The organism is Arthrobacter sp. NQ7 (genome assembly GCF_029581595.2).
GTDB lineage: Bacteria > Actinomycetota > Actinomycetes > Actinomycetales > Micrococcaceae > Arthrobacter > Arthrobacter phenanthrenivorans_B.
The window spans coordinates 35,577-45,178 of record NZ_JARFXU020000028.1; the positions used below are offsets into that span (position 1 = coordinate 35,577).

The 9,602-nt window shown below is 67.8% G+C and carries 9 protein-coding genes; 7 read left to right on the forward strand and 2 right to left on the reverse strand.

Annotated features, from left to right (window positions below; all coding sequences use genetic code 11):
• Nucleotides 1-18 precede the first annotated feature (18 nt).
• Nucleotides 19-732 (forward strand): DUF5666 domain-containing protein, encoded by a 714-nt coding sequence (locus PUN71_RS20505; protein ID WP_277799880.1) that lies wholly within the window; start codon nt 19-21, stop codon nt 730-732.
• Nucleotides 733-766: 34 nt separating this feature from the next.
• On the opposite strand, the gene PUN71_RS20510 is transcribed toward PUN71_RS20505, so the two are convergent.
• The gene (locus tag PUN71_RS20510; protein ID WP_043455994.1) at nt 767-1,678 is read right to left on the reverse strand and encodes a LysR family transcriptional regulator; all 912 of its coding nucleotides are present in this window, start codon (nt 1,676-1,678) and stop codon (nt 767-769) included.
• A gap of 129 nt (nt 1,679-1,807) precedes the next feature.
• Here PUN71_RS20510 and tdh point away from each other — a divergent pair, with 129 nt between their 5' ends.
• The 6 genes from tdh (at nt 1,808) to PUN71_RS20540 (ending at nt 8,209) form a co-directional block, all read left to right on the forward strand.
• Nucleotides 1,808-2,854: an L-threonine 3-dehydrogenase gene (tdh, locus tag PUN71_RS20515; protein WP_277799881.1), complete on the forward strand. Its 1,047-nt coding sequence runs from the start codon at nt 1,808-1,810 to the stop codon at nt 2,852-2,854.
• Nucleotides 2,855-2,875: 21 nt separating this feature from the next.
• Nucleotides 2,876-4,072, forward strand: coding sequence for a glycine C-acetyltransferase (locus tag PUN71_RS20520; protein ID WP_277799882.1), 1,197 nt, complete (start codon nt 2,876-2,878; stop codon nt 4,070-4,072).
• A gap of 40 nt (nt 4,073-4,112) precedes the next feature.
• The gene (locus PUN71_RS20525) at nt 4,113-5,228 is read left to right on the forward strand and encodes an NAD(P)/FAD-dependent oxidoreductase (protein WP_277799883.1); all 1,116 of its coding nucleotides are present in this window, start codon (nt 4,113-4,115) and stop codon (nt 5,226-5,228) included.
• 11 nt (nt 5,229-5,239) lie between these two features.
• Nucleotides 5,240-6,451 carry an imidazolonepropionase gene (gene hutI / locus PUN71_RS20530; RefSeq protein WP_277799884.1) on the forward strand — a complete coding sequence of 404 codons (1,212 nt, stop codon included), beginning with the start codon at nt 5,240-5,242 and terminating at the stop codon, nt 6,449-6,451.
• Nucleotides 6,452-6,549: 98 nt separating this feature from the next.
• Entirely contained in the window at nt 6,550-7,338 is a 789-nt protein-coding gene (locus tag PUN71_RS20535) for a DeoR/GlpR family DNA-binding transcription regulator (protein WP_110542901.1), read from the forward strand.
• A 91-nt stretch (nt 7,339-7,429) separates the two neighbouring features.
• Nucleotides 7,430-8,209, forward strand: coding sequence for a CPBP family intramembrane glutamic endopeptidase (locus tag PUN71_RS20540; protein ID WP_043455984.1), 780 nt, complete (start codon nt 7,430-7,432; stop codon nt 8,207-8,209).
• A 120-nt stretch (nt 8,210-8,329) separates the two neighbouring features.
• On the opposite strand, the gene PUN71_RS20545 is transcribed toward PUN71_RS20540, so the two are convergent.
• The coding region (locus PUN71_RS20545; protein WP_277799885.1) for an HNH endonuclease signature motif containing protein at nt 8,330-9,602 on the reverse strand (1,273 nt) is incomplete at its 5' end.

Genomic DNA, 9,602 nt, shown 5'->3' on the forward strand with positions numbered 1-9,602 from the left:
CATGCAGGAGGAACAGCGATGGCGGTCCGGGAACCCTTGGGAATGCGCAAGACGATGCTGGCCGGGGCGGTGGCCCTGGCGCTGACGGGCACCGGCGTTGCCCTCGCATGGGCCGCCGATCCGCCGTCGCCCACCCCTTCGCAGCCGGCGCCGTCGCAGTCGGCGCCGGGCAATTCAGGCACGGCTCCGGGACATAACAAGGCGGACAAGGCCCAGCGCGCGCAGCCGCTCCACGGCGAGGGCGTGGTCAAGAATCCTGACGGCACCTTCCAGACCATCCTGGAACAGCGCGGCACCGTTGAATCCGTCAGCAGCACGGCCATTACGGTCAAGAGCGAGGACGGCTTCTCCCGGACCTACGCCGTCAACGGCGACACCAGGATCACCAGGATTCCGGCTGCGGCCGGTTCAGGCCAAGGGGCCAGCCCGGAGGCCAGCCCTGGAGCAACGGGCGACGACGGCAAGCGGCTTAGGCCGACGGACGGAACCATCGCGGACATCGCCACCGGACAGACTGTGCGCATCTCCGGCGTCAAGGACGGGGAGACGGTGACCGCGAAGCGGATCGTGGAGGGTGCCGGTGACGGACCCGGAATGGGCCTGGGACGCGGCCACGGACCTGGCCATGGCCTTGGTCACGGTCCCGGCAAGAAAATGGGCAACGGCAACGGCAACGGCAACGGCAACGGCAGCGGCAACGGCCCGGAGGACCAGGACGACCAGGATTCCTGACGTCCGTCCCCAGGCACGCTTTGGCCTGGCAGCATCAGCCCTGCTGCACCAGCCTGGCCATGATGTCCTCAAGGGCTTCGCAGACCATCACCACTGAACGCCGCTTCAGGTTTTCCGGCCTGGCCAGCAGGTCGATCCTTCGCCTCGTGCTGATCCCCTCCAGCGGCCGCAGCACGATGTCCGGGTTCAGGACCGGCCCTGCCGTGTACCTCGGCAGCAACCCAATGACGCCGCCGGCCGCGACCAGCGCCGCCACCGTGGAGTAGTCGTTGATGCGGTGGACGATGTTCGGCTCCCGGCTGGACACGGCCGCGACCGCGGACAGGACATCGGCGGGGGAGTAGCCGGGGTGGCTGGTCACCCAGGCCTCGGCGCCGACGTCGTCCGCCGTCACCGTTTCCTGCCGGGCCAGCGGGTGGGTGGCGGGCAGCGCCACGTCCAGGGGTTCGTGCGCCAGCGGGATCACGGCAACCCTTTCGGCGGGCCACCGCGGACTGTGGTCCATGCGGTGCGCCAGGACCAGGTCGTACCGGGCGGTGAGGGCAGGAAAGTCCTGCTGGGCCACGTCCTCATCGGACAGTTCGATCCGGGGGTGCTCCGGCCGGTCCAGCATCCGGGCCAGCGGCGCGAAGAGGGCCTGCCCCGCACTGTGGAAACCGCAGAGCGTCACCCTGCCGGCCGGCGAACCGTGATACGTCACCAGGGCACCGCGGGCCTCCGCCATGGCGCTGACGACGGCGGCTCCGGCGTCGGCGAGTACCTGGCCGGCCTCGGTGAGCACCAGGTTCCTGCCCTCCTTGCGGGTCAAAGGCACGTCCACGGTGCGCTGCAGGTGGGCCAGTTGCTGCGAGACGGCTGAGGGAGTCACCATGAGGGTGTCAGCCACGGCCTTGACACTGCCCAGCGCGCCGAGTTCGCGCAGGATTTCGAGTTGATGAACCTCCACGGCACCAGTCTAATCCTTAGCGTTCGCTACATCGTCGATTGAGAAAATTCCTGTTGTGCTAAAGCATGGACGGGGCTTCAATGGGGAGGACAACCCCCCGAAACGTGAGCGCAAGAAGTAAGGACGCCAATGAAGGCCCTGTACAAGTCCGGCCCGCACGCCGGTTTCGAACTCGTCGACCGGCCCGAACCGACTGCCGGTCCTGCTGATGTGAAGATCCGGGTCATGACCACCGGGATCTGCGGCACGGACCTGCACATCCAGTCCTGGGACTCCTGGGCGCAGGGGATCATCGAAGCCCCCCTGATCGCCGGCCACGAGTTCTACGGCGAAGTGGTGGAAGTGGGCGGGGACGTCCGCGAGGTCAAGGTGGGGGACCGCGTCTCCGGCGAGGGGCACGTGGTGTGCGGCATTTGCCGGAACTGCCGCGCGGGCCGCCGCCAGATGTGCATCCACACGGTCAGCGTGGGCGTCCAGCGCGACGGTGCGTTTGCCGAGTACGTGGTGATCCCCGAGACCAACGTGTGGGTCCACCACGACCCCTCCGTCACGCCGGAACTCGGTGCCATCTTCGACCCCTTCGGCAACGCGGTGCACACCGCGCTGAGCTTCCCGCTGGTGGGCGAAGACGTCCTCATCACCGGCGCAGGCCCCATCGGACTGATGGCCATCGCTGTCGCCCGCCACGCCGGTGCCCGCAAGATCGTCATCACGGATGTTTCCAAACCGCGGCTGGAACTGGCACGGCAGCTCGGCGCCGACCTCGCCATCGACGTCTCCACCACCCGGGTGCGCGACGCCCAGCGGGAGCTTGGCATGCGCGAAGGCTTCGACGTCGGAATGGAAATGTCCGGCCACCCGTCGGCCCTGCCTGAGATGATCGACAACATGAACCACGGCGGCAGGATCGCCATGCTGGGCCTGCCCAGCCAGGAGATCACCATCGACTGGGGCAAGGTGGTCACCCACATGCTCACGCTCAAGGGCATCTACGGCCGGGAAATGTTTGAGACCTGGTACGCCATGAGCGCCATGCTCTCCTCCAACCCGGTCCTCCACGCCGGAATCTCCGCCGTCGTCACGGACACGCTGGCCGCCACGGACTGGGAAAAGGGCTTCGAGATCGCCCGCAGCGGCGTGGGCGGCAAAGTTGTCCTCGACTGGACCCGGCTCTAAGACCCGACTGTAAGGAAACCCATGTACACCTCCATCAAGGACCAGCTCCACGACGAGCTGGAAGAAATCCGCTCCGCCGGGCTCTACAAGACCGAACGCAGCATCAGCTCCCCGCAGTCCAGCCACATCACCGCCGGCCGGATCGGCGGCCCCGGCGCTGATGTGCTGAACTTCTGCGCCAACAACTACCTGGGCCTGGCGGACCACCCGGACATCATCAACGCAGCCAAGTCCGCCATGGACGAGCGTGGCTTCGGCATGGCCAGCGTCCGCTTCATCTGCGGCACCCAGGACCTGCACCTGGAGCTCGAAGCCCGGGTCTCGACATTCCTCGGCACCGAGGACACCATCCTGTTCTCCAGCTGCTTCGACGCCAACGGCGGAGTGTTCGAGTCCCTGTTCGGTGCGGAGGACGCGGTCATTTCGGACGCCCTGAACCACGCCTCCATCATTGACGGCATCCGCCTGTGCAAGGCCCGCCGCTACCGCTACGCCAACCGCGACATGGCCGACCTTGAAGCACGGCTGCAGGAGGCGCAGGACGCCCGCCGGACCATCATCGTTACCGACGGCGTGTTCTCCATGGACGGCTACCTGGCCCCGCTTGAGGCCATCTGCGACCTTGCCGAAAAATACGGTGCCCTGGTGATGGTGGACGATTCCCACGCGGTGGGCTTCATGGGCGGCACCGGTGCCGGCACCCCCGAGCACGCGGGCGTCTCCGACCGGGTGGACATCTACACCGGCACCTTCGGCAAGGCCTTGGGCGGAGCGTCCGGCGGGTACGTCTCCGGACGCGGGGAGATCGTGGCCATGCTGCGCCAGAAGGCGCGGCCCTACCTGTTCTCCAATTCCCTGGCTCCCGCCATTGTTGCCGCGACCCTGAAGGCGCTGGACCTGGTGCAGAACTCGGCCGACCTTCGCCGCCGCCTGTTCGAAAACGCCGGGCTGTTCCGCCGCCGGATGACCGAAGAGGGATTTGATCTGCTTCCCGGCGAGCACGCGATCGTCCCGGTCATGTTCGGCGACGCCGTGGTGGCCGCGAAGGTGGCCGACCGGATGCTGCAGCACGGCGTTTTTGTCACCGCCTTCAGCTTCCCCGTGGTCCCGCGGGGTGCCGCACGGATCAGGGTGCAGCTGTCCGCCGCCCACTCAGCGGACGACGTCGAAGCATGCGTGGGTGCCTTCGTCGCCAGCCGCGCCGAGGCAGCAGCCTGACGGCAGCGCCCGAGGGCACGAACTCTGCGAGGATGGACCGATGGCAGCACATTACGATGTCCTGATCGTGGGCGGCGGCATTGCCGGCCTGTCCCTGGCCGCCGCGCTGGCCGGCCGGTGCAGCGTGGCGCTGGTGGAAGCGGAGCAGGAACTGGCGTACCACACGTCCTCCCGCTCCGCCCGCCAGCTGATCCCCAGCTACGGGCCTCCCGTGGTGCAGGAGCTCACGGTCCGGACCCTCGAGTTGATAGCAGCCCAGGACCGGGACCTGCCGGAACCGGTCCTGACGCCGCGCAGCTTCATGCTCATCGGCTCGGCAGCGGATGTTGCCGCGGAAGCCAGCGGCCACATGCAGTCCATCACCGTGGAACGTGCGCTTGAACTGTGCCCGGCACTGCTCCCGGGGACCTTTGCAGCGGCGGGGCTGGATACCGGCTCATTTGGCTGTAACGCGCCCCTGCTGCTGGAAGGGCACCGGAAACGGGCTCTTGCCGCCGGCGCCGACATCATCACGGGCGCGCGGGTCCACTCCGCGCAGCGGCTCGGCTCCGGATGGCAGGTGGGCGCCGGCGCGGAAGGATTCCAAACGGCTGTCCTGGTCAACGCGGCCGGAGCGTGGGCCGACGAGCTGGCGGTGATCAGCGGCGTCGAAAAACTGGGGCTGCAGCCGTACCGGCGCACTGCGGCGATTGCCGCCGTCGACCATCCCTTGCCTGCCGGAACCCCCATGGTGGCCGCAGCGGACAACTCGTTCTACTTCCGGCCCGACGGGCAGGACGTGCTGATCTCCCCGTCGGAAACTGTGCCCAGCGGCCCCGAGGACGCGCGCCCCCGGCCCGGCGACGTGGAACGACTGGTGGAGAAGCTCAACTCGTTCACCGGCCTGGGCATCACGGGGATCCGCCGGGCCTGGACGGGGCTGCGCACGGAAGCCGCGGACGGGGTTCCGGTGGCGGGTTTCGACGCCGAGGCGGCGGGCTTCTACTGGCTCGCCGGCCAGGGCGGCTACGGGTTCCAGACCTCTGCCGCCATGGCTGAACTGGCAGCGGAGCAGATCCTCGCCGGGCAGCAGGGGACCGGCGCGGCTGGCAGCGAAGGTCCGGAATCCCGGACAGCGCGCGCCCTGGCGGCGACCCGCTGGTCCATCCGGCGCTGAAGAATGGTCCCATGAGCACCCTCATTACCAACATTGCCGAACTGATGACCCAGGACCTCGAACACCGGGTCCTCAAGGATGCGGCCGTAGTACTTGAGGGGGAGCGGATCTCGTGGATCGGCGCCGCCGCCGACGCTCCCGCAGCGGACGACGCCATCGACGCCGGCGGCCGGGCCATGCTTCCCGGGTGGGTGGATTCGCACACGCACCTGTTGTTCGCCGGGGACCGCACCGCAGAATTCGAAGCACGGATGGCGGGGGAGGCATACGCCGCCGGGGGCATCGCCGTCACCATGAACGCCACCCGTGCGACGGCCGACTATGACCTGACCCGGCTGGCCATGGGCCGGGTTGCTGAAGCGGTGTCACAGGGCACCACCTACCTTGAAACGAAGACCGGGTACGGCCTCGACGTCGACAACGAGGCACGAAGCGCCCGCATTGCTTCCACCGTGGCCGATCAGGTCACCTACCTCGGCGCCCACCTGGTTCCCGCCGGCCAGGATCCGGAGGCCTACACCGATATGGTCTGCGGTCCGATGCTGGCCGCCGTCCGGCCCTATGTCCAGTGGGCCGACGTGTTCTGCGAGGAGGGCGCCTTCAATGCCGAGCAGTCCCGCCGGGTGCTGCTGGCGTGCCGCGACGCCGGCCTGGGCCTGCGCGTGCACGGCAACCAGTTGGGGGAGGGCCCCGGCGTGCAGCTGGCCGTGGAAGTGGGGGCCGCAAGCGTGGACCACGTCAATTACTTGGCCGGCCAGGACGTGAAGGCGCTGGCTGCCTCCTGGTCCGGCTGGGACCCCGCCACCGGGGCCGGCCCGCGCGGCACCGTGGCCACCTGCCTTCCCGCCTGCGACCTCTCCACCCGCCAGCCCTTGGCCCCCGCCCGCGCGCTGCTGGACGCGGGAGTACAGGTGGCCCTGGCCTCCAACTGCAACCCGGGCACGTCCTACACCAGTTCGATGGCGTTCTGCGTCACCACTGCCGTCCTCCAGATGCACCTCAGCGTGCACGAGGCAGTCAGGGCCGCCACCTACGGCGGCGCCCTGGCCCTGCACCGTGAGACCGGCCGGGACGCCGATGGCGAACGCGCGGTGGGCTCGATCGCCGTCGGGCACCGGGCCGACCTGCACCTGCTGAATGCGCCCTCCGCGACGCACCTCGCTTACCGCCCGGGCATGCCCCTGACGTACGCTGTCTGGCGGGCCGGCGTTCGCCAGCGGTAGATGGTTCCATCTTTTTGATTGTTCCTGATTGTTTAGCATGGGATACAATCAGGAAACGTCACTGCAAGTGGTGGCTGGTGTAGTGGAAGGCCCTCTGGATGACGCGTACTGACCGGTTAACCGCAATTCTTGACCTGCTGGCCAAGACCGGCCAGGTGGAAGTCGACGAAATCGTCAGCACCCTCAACGTTTCGCCCGCCACGGCCCGGCGCGACCTGGACAGCCTTGCCAAGCGCCGCCTGCTAACGCGCACCCGCGGCGGTGCCACCACCGGCGCCCTGGCATACGACCTGCCCGGCCGCTACAACCGTGATGACCACGCCGAAGCCAAGGAGCAGATTGCACAGTGCGCCTCCGCGCTGATCCGGCCAGGAGCGGTCATCGGTCTCTGCGGCGGGACCACCAGCACCGCGCTGGCGCAGATCCTGGCCACACGCGAAGACCTGAACGCCCCGTCCAACCAGCCCACCCTTACCGTCGTCACCAATGCGATTAATATCGCCGGCCAGTTGGCGGTCCGGCCCAACATCAAGGTGATGGTCACCGGCGGGATCCTCAACCCGCGCTCGTATGAACTCGTGGGGCCCTATACGGACATCATCATGCAGAAGGTGGTCCTGGACATTGCGTTCATCGGCGTGAACGGCATCGATCCCGAAGTCGGGCCCACCAATACCGGGGAGGGGGAGGCTTCCGTCAATGCCCTGCTGGCCAGCCGGGCCCGGGTGTCCTACGTCCTGGCCGATTCCTCGAAGGTGGGGGTGCGGGCCTTCGCCACGATGGACGGCTACAACTTCACCCGGCTGATTACCGACTCCGGCATCTCCGCGCGCGACAAGGCTGCCTTCGAGGCCAACGGCACGGAAGTGATTGTCGCCCCCGCCTGATCCAGGTTTCGCGGTGCAGCTTCCGTGCCGCTCTGGCTGACACCTTCTGCTCCATCAGCCCGGATCCAGAAACTGAAGGCAAGATGGGAACATGCTGGTTCCCTCCCGCCGCCGCCTGCGGCTCGAAGTATGGATCGTCCTGGGCCTGTCCCTGGGCCAGTCGGCTGTCTATTCCGTGGTGCAGCTTCTCGACAAGATGACCCGCGCGCCCCTGGCCCAAGGCACGTCCACCCTGAACCGTTCCCAGAGCACCCGCGAGTATTTCGACCTGACATACCAGCTACTGGACATCATCTTTGCCCTGGTGCCGGTGCTGCTGGTCTTCTACTTCCTGACCGACCAGCGCCACGCGGGACCCGGTGAGGACCGCAACTCCGGATCAGCTTTCCAAAAACTCGGATTCAACTTTGCCCGGCCCGGCCGGGACCTCCTGCAGGGCGTCGGGCTCGCCGCGCTGATCGGCATACCGTCCTTGGGGCTTTATGCGGCCGGCCGGGCGCTCGGCATCACCACCGCCATCATTCCCAGTGCCCTCGACGCCTATTGGTGGACTGTTCCGGTCCTTATCCTGTCGGCGGTGCGCCACGCTGTGCTCGAGGAAGTCATTGTGGTGGGCTATCTGCTGGACCGCTTCGGCAAGTTCGGTTGGAGCATGCCGCTTGCTATCGGTGTGAGTTCGGTGCTTCGCGGGAGCTACCACCTGTACCAGGGCTTCGGTCCCTTCATTGGAAACGCTGTGATGGGGATTGTCTTCGCCTGGCTCTACACCCGGACCAAACGCGTCATGCCGCTGGTCATTGCCCACGCGCTGTTGGACATTGTGGCATTCGTCGGCTTTAGTCTCTTTGGCAAGGCGGTGGGGCTGGGGTAAGGGCACGGCCGCGTAAGGCTGCAACGCACGGCGGGCGAGTGTAGGCCTCGCCGCTGGGCCGTGATCCTTGAGCGCAGGTATGTGGCGTTTCGGCCGGCAGCCGCCCTGGTTTCGGCCGCTTCAGGTTTGTGACCCCAGAAGTTCCCAGTCATTGAACGGGTCGGCTGGCAGAAAGAACGGCCGCGCGTAAAAGTCTTCCCACAACGGATCTGACGCCGGCAGCCCGCGCGGATCGAGCAGGTTCTCGCCGTCTGGTTCTTCAAGTGGCGGATCGGGCCACGCGGGCATATCTGCCAGCAGCTGCTCCCAAGGTTCATCCTCCTCTGATCCCACGTCCTCCAAGCGGGCCGTGGCACCATCCGAACCGGCTGCGTTTGTTGGGACGCCGGTGTCACGGCCAGCGGGACCCCGTGAAGCCGCCACCGCATTGGCTTCCGCAACGGCATCCACCGGCAGGATGCCTGGTGGCCAGTGGGTTGGTTTGGGGGTGGGGTGTTCGGGGGTGTAGTGGCGGCCGGTGGGTGAGGTCCAGCCGGGCGGCTCGTCCGGGGTTGCCGGATCCGGGGTCCAGTGGCTGTGGTGTTTGAGCCGATGGTGCTTGGGGCAGAGCTGCGCCAGGTTGCTGACATCCGTTGCGCCGCCCTGGTGCCAGGCGGTGAGGTGGTCGGTGTCGTTGTCCGGGGTGTGGTTGCTGCAGCCGGGGAAGCTGCATTTGCGGTCGCGGATCCTGAGCCATTGTTTGATGGCCGGGGTGAGCCGGTAGCGGGTGCGGCCGATCTCCAAAGGTGCCCCGTCGCTGGGGTCGACCAGGACCCGGTGGAACGAGTCCGCCCCGTCGGCGACGAGTTTCCGGGCCAGGGATGCGGGGATGGGGCCGTAGCCGTCCAGTTCGGCGGGTTCGTCGGTGAGGCCGAGCAGGGAGAACACCGGCACGGTGACCAGGACGTCGGCGCGCGGGGTGGGGACCTTCCCGGGCTGAGCCGTGCTTCCGGTAGCTTCACCTGCAGGGTTTCCCGGGCCTGCGTCGGCATGGGTGGTGTCCGCGCCGCCCGCAAAGCTCCCGGCGCCCAGGAGCAGGCTGGCGGCGATGTCGGGGCGGAGTTGGGTGAGGGTGCGGGGCTCGTCAGGGTTTTGGAGGCCGCGGGCGGTGGCGGTGGTGCGGTTCCAGATCGCCGATGCGGTGTCCCCGGGCAGGTAGAGGGAGAGCCAGGCCATGCCGTCGCGGTCGGGGGTGTAGTCCATCCGCCGGTCCGCGGTTCCTTTGGTGTGGCGTTTCTCGAGGGTTTCGGGGTGGTGGCGTTCGCGCCAGGACCGGACCTTGGCCCGGAACCGGGAGGGCACGAGCTCGCCGGGTGCGGCGCCGCGGGCCGGGGTGGGCGCGGCAGGGTCGAAG